Source organism: Priestia sp. SB1, assembly GCF_038898415.1.
The window spans coordinates 137,119-154,168 of record NZ_JBBJSS010000007.1; the positions used below are offsets into that span (position 1 = coordinate 137,119).

Sequence of the window (17,050 nt, forward strand, 5' to 3'; positions counted from 1 at the left end):
AAGAAAAGAACATTTCTACTCTTTTTTTTAATCTCCGCCTTATTTTTTAAAGCGTTCTTCAACTGCCCTTGCATGAGCTTCTAGCCCTTCTAAACGAGCAAACGCTGCGATTTTTGAGACATTTTTCTGCAGGGCTTGTTGGCTGTATGAAATAATACTAGACTTCTTTACAAATGAATCAACTGATAAAGGACTTGAGAATTTTGCTGTCCCATTGGTTGGAAGAACATGGTTTGGTCCAGCGAAATAATCGCCAACAGGTTCTGAACTGTATCTTCCTAGAAAAATAGCACCGGCATGACGAATGGAACCTAAAAGTTCAAGCGGACTTTCAGTCATAATTTCTAAATGCTCAGGGGCTAATTGATTAACAGCTTCAACCGCTTCTTCTAATGACCCGGTCACATAAATAGCGCCATGGTTATCAATAGAAGGTTTGGCAATTTCTTTACGTGGTAAAGACTCTACTTGCCTTTCTACTTCTTCTTTAACAGCTTCGGCTAACTTCATAGAAGGCGTAACTAAAATACTTGAAGCTAATTTGTCATGTTCTGCTTGAGACAATAAATCAGCGGCCACTTCGTTCGGCTTAGCCGTATCGTCTGCTAGTACGACAATTTCACTAGGTCCAGCAATTGAGTCAATGTCTACTAAGCCATATACTTCTCTCTTCGCCAATGCAACAAAGATATTACCAGGCCCTACAATTTTATCGACGGGTTGAATTGTTTCTGTTCCATAGGCAAGTGCTCCTACTGCCTGAGCTCCCCCTACTTTATAAATCTCTTCGACCCCAAGCTCACTCGCTGCTACAACTACTCCAGCAGGAAGCGCGCCGTCTTTTCCTGGTGGTGAAACCATCACGATACGTTTTACACCTGCCACTTGAGCAGGAATGACATTCATTAAAACGGAAGAAGGATACGCTGCAAGACCTCCCGGTACATAAACACCTACTGCATCTAAAGGCGTTACTTTCTGCCCTAAAATGGTGCCGTCTTCTTTTGTTGTCATCCAAGACTGCTCGACCATTCTTTCGTGGTAATCACGAATGTTGTCAGCAGCTTCACGAATGATTGACAGCATATCTGCATCAACCAGCTCATAAGCACGCTTCTTTTCTTGTTCTGTCACAAGCAAAGAAGCAAGCTCAACGCCGTCAAATTGGGCTGTATATCTTTTTAAAGCTTCGTCTTTTTGCTCTTGCACTTGCTTTAAAATATTTACGACAATTTCTCTTTGGGCACTCGTCCCTTGATCAATCGTACGCTTTAAGCTCACTTGTTCTGTTACACGTGTAATTTTCAATGTATGTCACCTCTTTTATACAGGTTGAACCACTTGGGCTAAACGATTCACTAAATCATCAATTCGTTCGTCTTTTAAACGATAGCTTACAGGGTTCACAATCAAACGCGATGTAATATCTTCAATGTGCTCCAATTCAACAAGTCCGTTCTCTTTTAGTGTTTGTCCTGTTGATACAATATCAACAATCCGATCAGCAAGGCCGATTAAAGGCGCTAATTCAATCGAACCATTCAATTTAATAATCTCTACTTGTTCTCCTTGCTCCCTGAAATAAGTAGATGCTACATTTGGATATTTGGTTGCCACTTTTTGAGCAATTTCTGATTTTTTAGCATTAGGCAAGCCGGCAACGGCCAGATGACATTTACTAATATTTAAATCCAACAGCTCATAGACATCTCGTTCTTCTTCTAACATTACGTCTTTGCCTGCAATACCAAGATCCGCTACTCCGTATTCTACATAAGTAGTAACGTCCATTGGTTTCGCTAAAATAAAGCGCATGTTCTCTTCAGGAATATCTACAATCAGCTTGCGCGAATCGTCAAATTCTGGCGGCAATTGAAAGTCTGCTTGACGCAAAAGTTCAGCTGCTTCTTCAAAAATACGTCCTTTTGGCATTGCAATTGTTAATAGTTCACTCATTATTGTCCCCCCTTGCCTCGTTTTCCAATTAGAAACGTGACTTCTTCAAACTGTGCAGTAAATACATCAACATCATCAACGCCCGCAATTTCCTGAGTCACTACCCGGTATCCTTGCTTGCGCTGTTCAGCAGCTAAAGCTAATGCCTCATCTAAACGCTCTTGACTATATAATATGCCGTATACTACTGAAGGCTCATATACTTCTTCGCCCAGCGCTTCAATTAAGCGGTCGAGCTGAATTCCAAATCCTGTAGCTGGTGTTTTAGACGCGAATTTTTCAAGAAGCTGGTCATAACGTCCTCCATTACCGATATGGAAACCAACGTTTTCAGCAAAAACTTCAAATAAAATACCTGTGTAATAGCTCATATGACTGACTAAGTTAAAATCAATTTTAATTTCATCCGTTACACCGTACGCATCAAGCATATTCCATAGCTTTTTCAAATCACCGGCTGCTTTTTGCCCAGCTTCGTTTTCAACGAGTTCAACCGCTTCTTCAATCTTCTTTTCATCTCCACGCAGGTTAAGCAGCTGAAGGAGACGCTGTTTATCGATAGAAGATAGATTCAAATCTTTTACATGATTACGATAACCCACGTAATTTTTCTCATATAAAAAGCGGCGAAGCACGTTAGCACGTTCTTCATTTCCGACAATCTCTAAAAAAAGCGAATTAACGAACCCGATGTGGCCAATTGCGACTTTAAATGATTTAAGTCCCGCTCTTTTTAATGCGCCGATCATGAGAGCAATGACTTCAGCATCGCTGCTCATCGTAGCGTCTCCAATTAGCTCAACGCCTATTTGTTCAAACTCCGCCGGGCGGCCACCCTCACGCTGCTGAGCTCGGAATACATTTGCTTCATAAGCTAAGCGCAAAGGAGAATTATTTAAAAGTTTTGAAGCGGCCACACGTGCAAATGGCGTTGTTACATCCGGTCGCAGCACAAGCGTATGCCCTTCTTTATCTAAAAGTTTAAACAATTGTTGATCTAAAATAGCTGATGCGCTTCCTACCGTCTCGTAGTATTCCACAGTAGGTGTTGCCATATATTGATAGCCCCAGCTGCTGATTTCATCTGCCAGCTGACTGCGAACTTGTTTTTTTCTTTCAAAAAGAGCTGGCAGGGTATCTCTCATTCCAAGGGGTTTTTCAAACATAAATAACTTTGACATTCTGACACGTCCTTTAAGCTTGATTTTATCTATTAAGGAACCATTGATAGGTTGATTTTACTTTATCGCGCTAATGTATTAGCGAAATAACAAATTAAAGTTATTGATAGTTTACACCCGATAAAGTCAGCCGTCAACCGCCAGCTGTTCAAATTTACAAAAAAAACCACAGCTTAGTTCTTGCTAAGTTGTGGCTTTAGGTTCTGCTTCCCTGCGCTTTTCCATTTCTTCTTTTGTATAGATGACACGCATAGGGTTACCTCCAACAAAGAAACCGGGTGCTACATCTTTATGAACCACCGTTCCAGCCGCTACAACCGCTTCGTTGCCGATTGTTACACCTGGAAGGATGGTGCTATTTGCTCCAATCATCACTTCATCCCCAATGATGACATCTCCAAGACGATATTCCGTTATCAGATATTCATGAGCGAGAATAGTGGTATTGTATCCAATGACCGTATTGCGTCCTACTTGTATTTTTTCAGGAAACATAATATCGAGCATCACCATAAGGGCAAAGGATGTTTGAGGTCCTACTTTCATCCCTAAGCACGCTTTATACAGCCAGTTTTTCATCGAAAGAAAAGGCGTATAACGAGCGCATTGAATGATGAGGAAGTTGCGCACTACTTTCCAAAAAGGCACGGTCTTATAGACATGCCAAAGGGAGTTAGCTCCTTTAACCGGATAGCGCGTTGTTTTTCTCACTGACGTTCTCCTTTTAATATATCAATTAAATCCGTCATATTTTCTAAAATAATATCAGGGTTATAAGAAGCGATGTGATCTCTTCCTTTTGCACTCCAAGCAACTCCAGCTGTTTTCGTGTAAGCTCTTTGGCCGGAAACGATATCGTGATGGTTATCTCCTACCATCAGCGCTTCTTCAGGTTTAGCATCAAGCAGATTCAGCGCTTTTTCGACCGGCTCAGGATGGGGCTTTGCATTTGTTACGTCTTCAATTGCGACAATCGTATCAAAGAACTGATCTAACTTTGTTAACTTAAGCCCCATCATGACCGTATTTCTTTGCTTAGTTGTGACAATACCTAATTTATAATTCTGCTCGTGCAGCCATTTAACTGTTTCAAGTACGCCTTCAAATTCTTTCACAAGCAAATCATGATTGGCTAGATTATGCGTGCGATACATCTCAATCATTTCGTTTACTTTCGTTTTATCCATTTCTACAAACGTGTCGTATAAAGGCGGACCCATGAACTGTAAAATATCTTCACGAGTGTATTGTTCAGGATAATAGTGATTAAGCGTATGAGTAAACGAGGCAATAATTAATTCATTTGTATCAATTAACGTACCGTCTAAATCAAACAAAACCGTATTAATCGTCATTATTCATTTCCTTCCCTTGCGTCAAATCAAGTTTGTCTAAACCTTGTAGCTTTTCTTCATTTACGCCTTAGATTGTGCTTCTTCATTCTCTAAGTATTTCTGTTTACTCATTCCCGTCACGCGGCGGATAATAATTAAAATAATGGCTATGACAATCAGTGCAAGTGAAACAACTTGAGCGATTCTGAGTGTATGCGTCAGCATTAAACTATCCGTGCGAAGCCCTTCTACAAAGAAGCGTCCAACTGAGTACCAGATTAAATAAGATAAGAAAATTTCTCCTTTTCGCAGACTGGTGCGGCGAAGTACCATCAACAGGATAAATCCGGCAAAATCCCATAATGATTCGTATAAAAACGTAGGGTGATAATATGTACCATTAATATACATTTGGTTAATAATAAAATTTGGAAGGTGCAACCCTTCTAAAAAAGCACGGGTAACCGGCCCCCCATGTGCCTCTTGATTCATAAAGTTGCCCCAGCGCCCAATGGCTTGGCCAAGGATTAAACTAGGCGCAGCAATATCAGCCAACTTCCAAAATGAAATCTTTTTTACTTTCGAATACACAATGGCAGTTAATACGCCTCCGATTAAGCCACCATGAATGGCGATCCCGCCTTGCCAAATCTGAGGTATTTCGTTCAAATGCTTTGAATAGTATCCCCATTCAAAGGATACATAATAAATTCGTGCACAAATAATAGCTATTGGCACAGCAAATAGAATAAGATCAACAAATGTATCTTTTGATAAGCCTCTTCTTACGCTTTCTCTTGTCGCAATATAAAGACCCAACAGAACACCTGCACCGATAATGACACCATACCAGTAGACCGTTAGAGGGCCAATTTCAAGGAAAACGCGATCTAACGGCTGAATAGTTGCTTCCACAAGTTAACACCCTTTCTTATAAATCTTCACGGTCTCCTTCTTCAATTACATCTGTTAGACGTGCAGAAAATTGTTCTGCTGCGTTAATACCCATACGCTTTAAGCGGAAGTTCATTGCTGCCACTTCAATGATAACAGCTAAGTTTCGTCCCGGACGTACTGGCAATGTAATTTTTGTAACGTCTGTATCAATAATTTTCATTTTATCTTCTTCTAAACCAAGGCGATCATAATGTTTCTGCTGATCCCATGTCTCTAATTGAATAACAAGTGAAATTCGCTTATAGCTTCGTACAGCTCCTGCGCCGAATAGCGTCATCACATTGATGATCCCTAGTCCTCGAATTTCAAGCAAATGCTCGATTAAACCAGGCGCATTTCCTACAAGGGTGTCTTGATCTTCTTGACGGATTTCCACACAGTCATCGGCTACTAGACGATGACCCCTCTTAACAAGCTCTAGAGCTGTTTCACTTTTACCAACGCCGCTTTTTCCCATGATTAATACACCAATTCCGTATATATCAACTAATACGCCGTGCAGGGCAGTCGTAGGTGCTAGCCGGCTTTCAAGAAAATTCGTTAAATGGCTGGAAAGTCGCGTCGTTTTAAAGTTCGAACGCAGCACAGGAACTGATTCACGCTCTGAAGCTTCGATAAGTTCTTTCGGTACATCCATTTCGCGCGAAACAATGATAGCCGGCGTGATATCTGTACACATCTTTTCCATTCGAACTTTTTTTTGTTCATCATCTAACTGTTTAAAAAATGATAGTTCTGTTTTACCTAACAGCTGGATACGTTCTGCTGGGTAGTATGTAAAATAACCTGCCATTTCAATACCTGGACGTGAAATATCACTCGTTGAAATAGGACGGTCGATTCCTTCTTCTCCGCTAATAAGCTCTAATTTAAATTTCTCAATGATGTCTTTTGTACGTACTTTAACCACCGTGCATCCTCCTTTTATAAACAGTCATATACCTGTTCATGTCTACAGTATATCCAACTCTCGCTTTTATGTCGCGTTTGGTTCTACTAGCCACTTTATTTTATCATTAATACAGAAAGAAAAGAAAAAAAAGATGGCATAGGCTGCATCGCCTTACCATCTTTTTTAGAAAATTAAATATTGCAAGAAAGTTATCTTCTATTTTGAAGCGGTTCAACAATCACTCGTTGAATAAGCGCATTTAGAAGCGACATAATTACCGAGGCTAAAAGCGCTGTACCAAACCCGTCAATATTAAAAGAATCTCCCATAACACTTTGCGTAATCATCAGCGTAATGGCATTAATGACGAATAAGAATAGGCCAAGCGTAAGAAATGTCACCGGCAGGGTAAGTAAAATTAAAATCGGCTTAACAAACACATTCAAAATCGATAGAATTAAGCTCGCGATAATAGCTGCACTGACCGATTCCAAGTGAAAGGTGTCAATATAACCTGCGATTACGATTAATACGAGGGCATTGATTAAAATACTAATGATTCCACGCAATAACATTTTTAGAAATCTCCTTCTTCATTTGGAACTAAAAACACAAAAATCATATATAAAATGACCGGAGTACCTACTGTAAAAAATAAACTGATGATAAACAATACGCGGAGTAGTGAAGCGTCTAGTCCGATATACTGAGAAATACCGCCGATTACACCCGCAAGCTTGCGATTTGTTCGCGAACGATACAACTTTCGCACGTTAATCATCTCCTTTGCTTTTTTACTAAAACAAGCATTTTCTATTTTATAACAATTGAGCCCGTTTTGGATTCAGCTAACAATTTATAGCCTTTCGGCGAAGCAACATTTGCTTTGAAACGAAGTTGTTTCATCACCGTTTCTTTTTTCTCATCTACTATTTCCATCTCAGGAAGTGTACACGTAAAATTCCCAAAGTTAGATTTCAAATCTCCATCAACGGAGAGGTGGGACGGCGTATAGAGCGTAATGCTTCCTGTAGTCGTTTTGAAAAATGCTTTTTCAATGCGCTCTCCTTTTAAGTACGTATCAATATCCCCGTTAAATGTCTGAACATCAATCTTTTTTGTATCTCCATCAAATTTAACCGTTCCATTGATTGTTTCAAGCTCACATTTCGAAGCGAGTATTCGAGAAAGTTCCATGTGCCCGTTTGATGTCTCCATTTCAAGAGAATGGCTATTCACATCGTAAAAGCGGATGGTGCCATTAGCTGTTTTGGCTTTCAGGTCTCGTACGCTTAGTCTTTCCCCATCGATTGAACCATTAAACATACGGAGCTTGACGCGTTCATATTCCATTTCTGGAATATAAATAATCGCTTTCACCTTCATTTGCTTTTGCTGAATTGCAAAGCGCAGTTTGCCATTTTCGATGGAAAATGCGGTATGCTGCAAGAAAGTGCGGCGCGCTTCATCCGAATTCTCTACTTTGTAGATAGCAGCTTCACACTCTATTCGTACTTCTGTACTTCCCCAAGGTCGGAGTTGAACGCTTCCATTTGCTAAATCTACGTCAATCTCTTGAATATATGCTTCTGATTGCTGAAAGATGTGCTGAACGTCAATCGAAGGACCAAAGTTAAAATCTAAATCTCCTTCTTTTACTTTTTTTACCGTTTGATCTACAAATGTAAATAATTTTTCCTTTAAAGAGCTTTGAGATGACTTAGAAGCGTACGTTTTTTTCTGTTTTCCTCCTACATAAGGGGATAGCTCAGCTTTATCAGGCGTAGCATAGTAAGAGTCATTAGCTGAGTCTTTTTCCAGTGAATTCAGCAAGGTTAAAGCCTCATCTACGCTAAGTTTCCCTTCTTCTACCATCTGTAAAATTTGTTTTCGCTTTTCACTCATACCTTCCATCTCCTCTTTACGTTTTAGTCATTTAACTTTTATCTGCTTAATATTTGTATCCCTTTTATAATATTCCATACAAACACAACAACATTAACTAAAGAAACAACAACTAAAGCTACAATTAAAAGAATAAATACCGTTCCACTAGAGCCAGTAAGAGCAGGAAGCAAGAAAAATAAGAACAAGATCGCTGTAGCGATAGGTAATAAATGTGACAAAAATGCAGTTTTTGCATGTTTCTTTACTTCTATGTTATGAACAACAAAATAAATAATAATAGGTAATAAAAATGGTGCAAAGAAAACGCTAAAATAATTTAAGGAAGATAGTATGCGATTTCCTTCCATAATAATCAGCTCCTTATATCATGTACTACGTTTTAATGAGTTAAAAAGTTTCATTCTTTATAAAAAAGACACCAATGCTGGTGTCTTTTAACGAGTTAATGCCTCTGCTTTTTCAACTTTTTTCTCCATACGCTTACGGTCACGTTCTAAAATTGGCTTCAAATAATGGCCCGTATAGGATTCTTTTACTTTCGCCACTTCTTCTGGCGTACCCGTAGCCACAATTTGTCCGCCTTTATCTCCACCTTCAGGCCCTAAATCAAGTAGATAATCAGCTGCTTTGATCACGTCTAAATTATGTTCGATCACTAGAACTGTATCTCCATTTTCAACTAAACGCTGAAGCACTTTTAATAAACGTGCGATATCATCGACATGAAGACCGGTAGTCGGTTCGTCTAAAATGTACAGCGTTCTTCCTGTTGAGCGACGGTGAAGCTCTGAAGCTAACTTTACACGCTGGGCCTCTCCACCCGATAAAGTAGTGGCCGGCTGTCCAAGCGTGATATAGCCAAGTCCTACATCGTAAATGGTCTGCAGCTTCCGCTTAATCTTTGGAATGTTTTCAAAGAAGTGAAGCGCGTCTTCAACTGTCATATCCAACACATCTGAAATGTTTTGATCTTTGTATTTTACTTCTAAAGTTTCCCGGTTATATCGTTTGCCGTGGCAGACTTCGCAAGGAACGTATACATCTGGCAGGAAATGCATTTCGATTTTAATAATACCGTCTCCTCGACAAGCTTCACAGCGGCCGCCTTTCACGTTAAAGCTAAAGCGGCCTTTTTTATATCCGCGCACTTTTGCTTCGTTTGTTTGGGCAAATACATCTCGAATGTCATCAAATACACCTGTATAGGTTGCAGGGTTTGAACGAGGCGTACGGCCTATGGGAGACTGATCAATATCAATGACTTTATCTAAATGTTCAATGCCTTTGATTTCTTTATGTTCTCCTGCTTTGCTTTTTGCTTTATGCAGCTTTTGCGCCAATGATTTGTGAAGGATATCATTTACAAGCGTACTCTTACCTGATCCAGATACACCTGTAACAGCTGTGAATACACCTAACGGAAGCTTTGCTTTTACATTTTTTAAATTGTTTTCTTTTGCTCCTATAATTTCAATCATCCGATCTTTATCTATCGAACGTCTTTCGGCTGGAAGTGGAATAAACTTCTCTCCTGATAGATATTGACCCGTTAAGGAATTTTCATCATCCATCACTTCCTGAGGCGTGCCTTGAGAAACAACGGCACCCCCGTGTACGCCCGCTCCTGGTCCGATATCAATTAAATAATCAGCTGCCATCATCGTATCTTCATCATGCTCTACAACAATCAACGTATTCCCAATATCGCGCATGTCTTGCATTGTGCGAATTAAGCGATCGTTGTCACGTTGATGAAGACCGATAGAAGGTTCATCTAAAATATAAAGAACCCCCGTCAAACGAGAACCGATTTGAGTAGCCAAGCGAATGCGCTGCGCTTCCCCTCCTGAAAGAGTTCCAGCAGAGCGGTTCAATGTTAAGTAATCAAGTCCCACGTTAATGAGAAAGCTTAGACGCTCACGAATTTCACGCAGTATCATATCCGCAATCTTCATGTCTTTTTCAGATAAACTGAGACTTTCAAAAAAGTCATATGCTTCTTTTACTGAAAAGCGTGTTGTATCTCCTATATGCTTTTCGTCAATAAGCACCGCTAAGCTTTCGCGTTTTAAACGATTTCCTTTACATTTTGGACAAGCTTGCTGAGCCATGTATTTTTCCATTTGCTCACGGATATAATCAGAACTTGTTTCATGATAACGGCGTTCTACGTTCCGAAGCACACCTTCAAATTCGATATGATTTTCTCTTACTTGGCCAAAATCATTTTCATAGCGAAAGTAAATTTTTTCTTTACCGCTGCCATATAATACTTTATCAAATAAATGTTCCGGGATATCTCGAACCGGCACATCCATGTCGATGCCGTAATGTGTACATACGGCTTCAAGCAGCTGCGGATAGTATTGAGAACTTGTTGGCTCCCAAGGTGCAATTGCGTGCTGATGAAGTGTTAAGTCATAGTTAGGAATCACTAAATCTTTATCCACTTCCAATTTCGTTCCTAACCCGTCACACGTCGGACACGCCCCGTACGGACTATTAAATGAAAACATGCGGGGCTCAAGTTCTCCAATGGAGAAGCCACATTTTGGACAAGCATGATGCTCGCTAAAAAGTAATTCTTCCTCACCTATTACATCAATAATTACTTTCCCATCTCCAAGGCGAAGAGCTGATTCCAAAGAGTCCGACAAACGAGCGGCTACACCTTCTTTGACAACAACGCGATCAATCACTACTTCAATGGAGTGCTTTTTGTTTTTTTCCAGTTCAATTTCTTCTGTTATTTCACGCATTTCTCCGTCTACTCGAATGCGAACGTACCCTTCCTTTTTAATATCTTCTAATACTTTTACATGGGTGCCTTTTCGGCCAGATACCACAGGGGCCAGTACTTGAAGTTTTGTACGTTCAGGGTACTCTAAAATTCTATCTACCATTTGCTCAATCGTTTGAGACGTAATTTCAATTCCATGATTAGGACAAATCGGCTTTCCTACACGAGCAAACAAAAGGCGCAAATAGTCATAGATTTCGGTCACAGTTCCGACGGTTGAACGAGGGTTTCGGCTCGTTGTTTTTTGATCGATTGAAATAGCAGGCGACAATCCTTCGATCGAATCTACATCTGGCTTATCCATTTGACCTAAAAACTGTCTTGCATACGCCGAAAGTGACTCGACATAACGTCTTTGTCCTTCAGCATAGATTGTATCGAAAGCTAAAGAAGATTTACCAGAACCTGACAACCCTGTTAATACCACTAATTTGTCTCGCGGGATTTCAATATCGATATTTTTCAAATTGTGGGCTCGTGCACCTTTTACCACGATTTTTTCCATCGCCATGTTTTATCACCCTTCCGCTTTTAATTCTAGAATCAAGTCACGAAGCTCAGCTGCGCGTTCAAAGTTAAGCGCTTTGGCTGCTTCTTTCATTTCTTGTTCCATTTCTTCTACGAGCTTTGCTTTTTCTTTTTTATTGAGTTTATCAAATGCCGGTGCTTCTTCATACGTTTCTGTATCTTCTGCTACTACTGTTGCACGAATTGAGCCTCGAACTTCTTTTTGAATCGTTGTCGGTGTGATACCATGCTCTTCGTTGTAAGCTTCTTGAATACTTCTACGACGCTTGGTCTCATTGATAGCAATGTCCATGGAGTTTGTGATGCGATCTGCATACATAATGACATGTCCATTAGCATTTCGCGCAGCACGTCCGATGGTTTGAATAAGCGATCGTTCTGAACGCAAGAATCCTTCTTTGTCCGCATCTAATATGGTTACTAACGAAACTTCTGGAATATCTAAACCTTCACGAAGTAAGTTAATCCCTATGAGCACATCATATTTTCCAAGCCGCAGCTCTCGGATAATTTCAATACGCTCGAGCGTCTTCACCTCAGAGTGAAGATATTGAACTTTAATGCCAATTTCTTTTAAGTAGTTCGTTAAATCCTCAGACATTTTCTTTGTTAACGTCGTGACGAGCACTCGTTCATTTCGCTTAATCCGGTCGTGAATTTCTCCAATTAAATCATCAATCTGCCCTTCAATTGGTCGAACTTCAATATTTGGATCTAATAATCCCGTTGGACGGATAATTTGTTCAATCACCTCAGGCGCCTTCTCAAGTTCGTAAGGACCTGGTGTTGCTGAAACATGGACGATTTGTTTAATATGCTGTTCAAATTCATCAAATTTAAGCGGACGGTTATCTAATGCAGACGGCAAGCGGAAACCATGGTCCACCAACACTTGTTTACGCGCTTGGTCTCCATTATACATTCCTCTAACTTGAGGAATGGTAACGTGGGATTCATCCACCACAAGAAGGAAATCTTCCGGGAAGAAATCCAGCAGTGTATAAGGTGTAGAACCAGCCGGACGAAGCGTTAAATGACGAGAGTAATTCTCGATTCCTGAACAAAATCCCATTTCTCTCATCATTTCTAGGTCGTAGCGAGTGCGCTGCTCCAAGCGCTGCGCTTCTAAAAGCTTTCCTGCTTCTTTTAACTTCTCTAGCTGTTCTTCTAGTTCTTTTTCAATGTTTTGAATGGCGACACGCATTTTTTCTTCCCTCGTGACGAAGTGAGATGCCGGGAAGATAGCCACGTGTTCACGATCTCCAATAATTTCTCCTGTTAAGGCGTCGACTTCGCGAATGCGGTCAATTTCATCCCCGAAAAATTCCACGCGAATACAGTGTTCATCTCGAGACACAGGAAAAATCTCAACAACATCACCGCGAACGCGGAACGTTCCGCGCTTGAAGTCAATATCGTTTCTTTCGTACTGTACATCCACTAGCGTACGAAGCAGCTGATTGCGTTCTTTTTCCATTCCTACTCGAAGAGATACGACCATTTCTTTGTATTCTTCCGGAGACCCTAATCCATAAATACAGGATACGCTGGCAATAATAATGACATCTTTTCGTTCAAAAAGAGCAGAAGTTGCCGAGTGACGAAGTTTATCAATCTCGTCATTAATGCTTGCATCTTTTTCAATAAATGTATCTGTTTGAGGTACATAAGCTTCAGGCTGATAGTAATCATAGTAACTGACAAAGTATTCGACTGCATTATTAGGAAAAAACTCTTTAAACTCACTGTACAATTGACCAGCAAGCGTTTTGTTATGAGCCATAATTAATGTCGGCTTATTTATTTCCTTAATAACATTAGACATAGTGAAGGTTTTTCCCGTTCCTGTAGCACCTAATAATACTTGATGCTGCTTACCTTCTTTAATTCCTTTCACAATCTTTTCAATTGCCTTTGGCTGATCACCTTGCGGTTGATATGGGGATACTAATTCAAACTGATCTTTCAAATGAAGGCCTCCGTTTCTATTTTCTTGTTTTATCTATTTTTATTACGATATGTAAAAACCGAAAACACGAACTGATATTCGTATTTTATCACTTTATACTCATAAATGAAACTAATGAGTATTAATCTTATATAGTGTTTGTTTGTTTTGATTTTTTACCCTGTTACTTTATTACCCACTAAATTCTTATACTACCCTTTTCGAGGGGAATACAACTCTTTAGATGAAAGCAATAAAAGAAAGTAAGCTGCCTAATTGTTTGAAAAAGATAGGCTTTTGCGCCAATTTCTAAATTATGATACAGTATAAAAAATATGTACTGAGAGGGGTTTAGTATGGCAAGCGTTGATCAAGTTCTTATAAATAACTCCTTTATAACAGTTGAAGAATCAACTTCTTTAGCTAAAGTGAAATCTGAACTTTCCAACTATGATTTCGTTGTAGTCACAGCAAGTACCTTTTATGTAATACAAAAAGATGAACGATACCTTTTAACAGGTCATGACGAGGCATCGTCCATTAAAAAAGTAATAGCGGACACAAATTGGCCTTCATCTTCTACTTCTACGTTAGCCAATTTACAAGCCAACACAAACTGGAATAGACCAGTCCTCATTCAAGCAGAAAACCAAGAAACCACAATAGGACTTGTAACACCTTCACAGTGGATTACACATTTGCATAGCCAAAATGAGATATTAGCTTCCTATTTTGATACATTGGCAGAAACCATTAATGATGCAGTGACAGCGGTCGATCATGAAGGAAATGTAATCTTGTGGAATACTGCTGCGGAACATACGTATAAGATTCAGAGAGATGATATTATTGGTAGAAAAATCGGAGAGCATTTTAAAGATGAATCCATCATTCTACATACGATTCTAAATGAAGGGCGTCCTGTGCGCGGAACGTATCATCGTCCTAATGAACAAACTCACGTGCTCATCAATGCATCTCCTATTATAAGAAACAACCGAGTCATAGGTGGAGTCGCAACCGAACATGACATTACCAATATTGTAAGACTAAATGAAGAAATTGATGTATCTCTTCTCATTCCGAAAGATAATCCATTTTCTTCTTTTGCGGGTATCAGTCCTGAAATTAAGCAAGCCGTTGACATTGCCAAAAAAGTGGCATCTACAGATATGCCTATTTTATTAACAGGAGAACCTGGTTCTGGGAAAGAAATGCTGGCTCAGGCCATCCACTACGGGGGATCCAAACATAAAGAACCTTTTTTATCTTTAAATTGCGCCACTATTCCATCTGGACTTCTGGAAATTGAACTCTTTGGTCATCAAAAAGACGTCTTTTCAGAAGATCCAACGACCATTGCAGGAAAACTGGAGCAGGCTCATAACGGGACGTTATTTATTGAAGAAATTGATAAAATGCCTCTTGAAATTCAAGTTAAGTTTCTCCGTTACTTGGAAGAACGAGCCTTTTATCACGTTGGAGGCACGGAAGAAATTCAAGTCCAAACCCGAATTGTAGCCTCTACTACGACGCCTTTGGAAGAGTTGCTAAAAGCCGGTGAATTCCATGAAAATCTTTACTATTTGCTGACCGTCATTAATATTATCATTCCGCCGCTTCGAGACCATAAAGAAGACATTGAAGCATTAACGCAGCAATTTGTACAGGAATTTAGTAAAAAGTATAAAAAGAAGGCTCCTTTCATCAGCTCTGAAGTTCTCGAAGCCTTTATGCAATACGATTGGCCAGGAAATATTCGCGAGCTGAGAAATACGATTGAACGAATGATTTTTCTTAGTGATCAGTCGTTGATTACCCTTACGCACCTTCCTGACAATCTGAAGGATGCCAGTTCTTTCACAGAAGTTCAAAAAGAAGAAGATTCTCTCCAAGAAGCTAGGCTAATAGAAGAGACTCTTCAAAAAACCTATGGAAACAAAAGTGCAGCAGCAGATCTGCTTGGCATTTCGCGCGGCACCCTTTATAACAAAATCAAAGAATACGGATTAAACTAATTAAAAAATTCGACACGAAGCTCAGGATACTTGTGTCGAATTTTTTATGTTTCTTGGACTGAACTTATTTGGAGAAATTTTTTAATACGAACCATACGTTGGCGGGGCGTTCGGCTAGGCGTCTCATGAAATACCCAAACCAATCAATTCCGTAAGGAACATAAACCCTGACTTTATATCCTTCTTTGACCAGACGATCCTGTAGCTCTACGCAAATTCCATAAAGCATTTGGAACTCAAACTGATCATTTGAAATGCCGTTTTCTCTTACTAATCGTTTTGTATACTGAATCATTTCCTCATCATGACTTGCTACAGCTGTATAGTGTCCATTTAATAAATGCATTTTAATGATTTTTTTATAGTTTTCATCTACGTCTTTCTTTTCCAGAAACGATACTTCTGGCGATTCTTTGTAAGCTCCTTTTACCAGACGTAAATTGGCTTGATATTGATGTAAGTCATTCATATCTTGTTCTGTACGATAAAGGTACGCTTGAATCACAATTCCAATATTATCAAATTCTTTGCGTAATTCTTTATACATATCAAGGGAGATTTGGCAGTGCAAGTAGTCTTCCATATCAATTCGAACAAAAATATCATTCACTCTGGCTGTGTGTAGAATTCTGCGCATATTTTCCATACAAAGCTCTTTGCTAATATCCAATCCTAAAGAAGTCATCTTTAATGATAAATTTGATTGAACGCCCGATGCTGCAATGGCTTCTAGTGTCTGAATGCACATGGCCGTAGATAACCTAGCTTCCTCTTCTGTAAAAACAAATTCGCCTAAATGATCGAGTGTCACAACTTTCCCACCATTGTTAAGCTCCTTGGATGTTTGAATTGCTGATTCAATTGAGTCTCCAGCAACAAAACGAGCTGCCCCCATCCGCAATCCATACTTTTTAGCTAATTTATTCATTGAATGATTTTTGCCAAGCGACTGAAACATCGTTCTCATTAACACTTCCATCGATACTAAACCTCCTTCTATTTTTAAAAATCAAAATAAATATAATTTTCAGATTAATTTCTTTATTTTTCTATACCCCAACTACATATTTGTACACACATTTAAAATAATTTACACAAAATTGTTTAAGTTATTTTATTTACAAACATATTTGTATAATTAATTTAATTATACTCATTTATCGATGGAACCGTAACAACAGTGTTATGAGTTCTAACTCGTTTTTCGACATAAAAAAGCTCTCCACATTTCGTAGAGAGCTTTTGCGTACGTTTTGATAATAGGACGATTCACTTATCATCAAAGCAACAATCTTTATTTTCCAGCTGCTAGCATGCCTTTTGCATATATAAAACCAATGGCTGCTGAAAGTAAATCTATTAAAATAATAAGCGGATAATCTGCGTACCCTTTATATACAGAAACAGCTATCAACAAAAGCGTCAGCGCTGTGGCAACATATAGGTTATATGTTACTCTAGCAAACAGAACAAGCAATATGGCGGGTAGAAAAACTGCGGCAATCGTTTTGACTTCCACAAACATTTC

At 39.4% G+C, this 17,050-nt stretch carries 16 protein-coding genes; 1 reads left to right on the plus strand and 15 read right to left on the minus strand.

All coding sequences use genetic code 11. The annotated features are described in order from the left end of the window. Positions 1 to 39: 39 nt before the first annotated feature. From hisD to uvrB, 13 genes are all read right to left on the minus strand, one after another. Positions 40 to 1,308: a histidinol dehydrogenase gene (hisD, locus tag WKH56_RS25010; protein WP_243495249.1), complete on the minus strand. Its 1,269-nt coding sequence runs from the start codon at positions 1,306 to 1,308 to the stop codon at positions 40 to 42. A 15-nt stretch (positions 1,309 to 1,323) separates the two neighbouring features. Continuing rightward, entirely contained in the window at positions 1,324 to 1,956 is a 633-nt protein-coding gene (hisG, locus tag WKH56_RS25015) for an ATP phosphoribosyltransferase (protein ID WP_013059721.1), read from the minus strand. Next, a complete protein-coding gene (locus WKH56_RS25020; protein WP_028412043.1) occupies positions 1,956 to 3,137 on the minus strand; it encodes an ATP phosphoribosyltransferase regulatory subunit in 1,182 nt (393 codons plus the stop codon). The genes hisG and WKH56_RS25020 overlap by 1 nt, the downstream gene beginning before the upstream one ends. Positions 3,138 to 3,320: 183 nt before the next feature. Beyond that, positions 3,321 to 3,848, minus strand: coding sequence for an acyltransferase (locus WKH56_RS25025; protein ID WP_013059723.1), 528 nt, complete (start codon positions 3,846 to 3,848; stop codon positions 3,321 to 3,323). Then, positions 3,845 to 4,492 carry a pyrophosphatase PpaX gene (ppaX, locus tag WKH56_RS25030; RefSeq protein ID WP_033580418.1) on the minus strand — a complete coding sequence of 216 codons (648 nt, stop codon included), beginning with the start codon at positions 4,490 to 4,492 and terminating at the stop codon, positions 3,845 to 3,847. Before ppaX ends, WKH56_RS25025 begins: the two co-directional genes overlap by 4 nt. A 60-nt stretch (positions 4,493 to 4,552) precedes the next feature. Beyond that, on the minus strand, positions 4,553 to 5,386 hold the full coding sequence (gene lgt, locus WKH56_RS25035) for a prolipoprotein diacylglyceryl transferase (RefSeq protein WP_028412041.1): 834 nt from the start codon (positions 5,384 to 5,386) through the stop codon (positions 4,553 to 4,555). Positions 5,387 to 5,402: 16 nt separating this feature from the next. Continuing rightward, on the minus strand, positions 5,403 to 6,338 hold the full coding sequence (gene hprK, locus WKH56_RS25040) for an HPr(Ser) kinase/phosphatase (RefSeq protein ID WP_042991820.1): 936 nt from the start codon (positions 6,336 to 6,338) through the stop codon (positions 5,403 to 5,405). Positions 6,339 to 6,529: 191 nt separating this feature from the next. After that, complete coding sequence (locus WKH56_RS25045; protein ID WP_013059727.1) at positions 6,530 to 6,895, minus strand: phage holin family protein; 366 nt, start codon at positions 6,893 to 6,895, stop codon at positions 6,530 to 6,532. Positions 6,896 to 6,897: 2 nt separating this feature from the next. After that, complete coding sequence (locus WKH56_RS25050) at positions 6,898 to 7,092, minus strand: PspC domain-containing protein (protein ID WP_029714382.1); 195 nt, start codon at positions 7,090 to 7,092, stop codon at positions 6,898 to 6,900. A 41-nt stretch (positions 7,093 to 7,133) separates the two neighbouring features. Continuing rightward, complete coding sequence (locus tag WKH56_RS25055) at positions 7,134 to 8,225, minus strand: DUF4097 family beta strand repeat-containing protein (RefSeq protein WP_028412039.1); 1,092 nt, start codon at positions 8,223 to 8,225, stop codon at positions 7,134 to 7,136. Between the two features lie 38 nt (positions 8,226 to 8,263). Further along, positions 8,264 to 8,575, minus strand: a complete 312-nt coding sequence (locus WKH56_RS25060; protein ID WP_310884131.1) for a hypothetical protein — start codon at positions 8,573 to 8,575, stop codon at positions 8,264 to 8,266. A gap of 87 nt (positions 8,576 to 8,662) precedes the next feature. Further along, positions 8,663 to 11,539: an excinuclease ABC subunit UvrA gene (gene uvrA, locus WKH56_RS25065; RefSeq protein WP_028412038.1), complete on the minus strand. Its 2,877-nt coding sequence runs from the start codon at positions 11,537 to 11,539 to the stop codon at positions 8,663 to 8,665. Between the two features lie 6 nt (positions 11,540 to 11,545). Then, positions 11,546 to 13,525 carry an excinuclease ABC subunit UvrB gene (uvrB, locus tag WKH56_RS25070; RefSeq protein WP_033580416.1) on the minus strand — a complete coding sequence of 660 codons (1,980 nt, stop codon included), beginning with the start codon at positions 13,523 to 13,525 and terminating at the stop codon, positions 11,546 to 11,548. 335 nt (positions 13,526 to 13,860) lie between these two features. Here uvrB and WKH56_RS25075 point away from each other — a divergent pair, with 335 nt between their 5' ends. Next, positions 13,861 to 15,522, plus strand: coding sequence for a sigma-54 interaction domain-containing protein (locus WKH56_RS25075; protein ID WP_047749599.1), 1,662 nt, complete (start codon positions 13,861 to 13,863; stop codon positions 15,520 to 15,522). A gap of 64 nt (positions 15,523 to 15,586) precedes the next feature. Here the strand turns inward: WKH56_RS25075 and WKH56_RS25080 are convergent, their stop codons facing one another. Both WKH56_RS25080 and WKH56_RS25085 read right to left on the minus strand, forming a co-directional pair. Continuing rightward, the gene (locus WKH56_RS25080) at positions 15,587 to 16,501 is read right to left on the minus strand and encodes a proline dehydrogenase (RefSeq protein WP_275210649.1); all 915 of its coding nucleotides are present in this window, start codon (positions 16,499 to 16,501) and stop codon (positions 15,587 to 15,589) included. A gap of 315 nt (positions 16,502 to 16,816) precedes the next feature. Further along, positions 16,817 to 17,041: a DUF2198 family protein gene (locus WKH56_RS25085; RefSeq protein ID WP_028412034.1), complete on the minus strand. Its 225-nt coding sequence runs from the start codon at positions 17,039 to 17,041 to the stop codon at positions 16,817 to 16,819. Between the last annotated feature and the right edge of the window lie 9 nt (positions 17,042 to 17,050).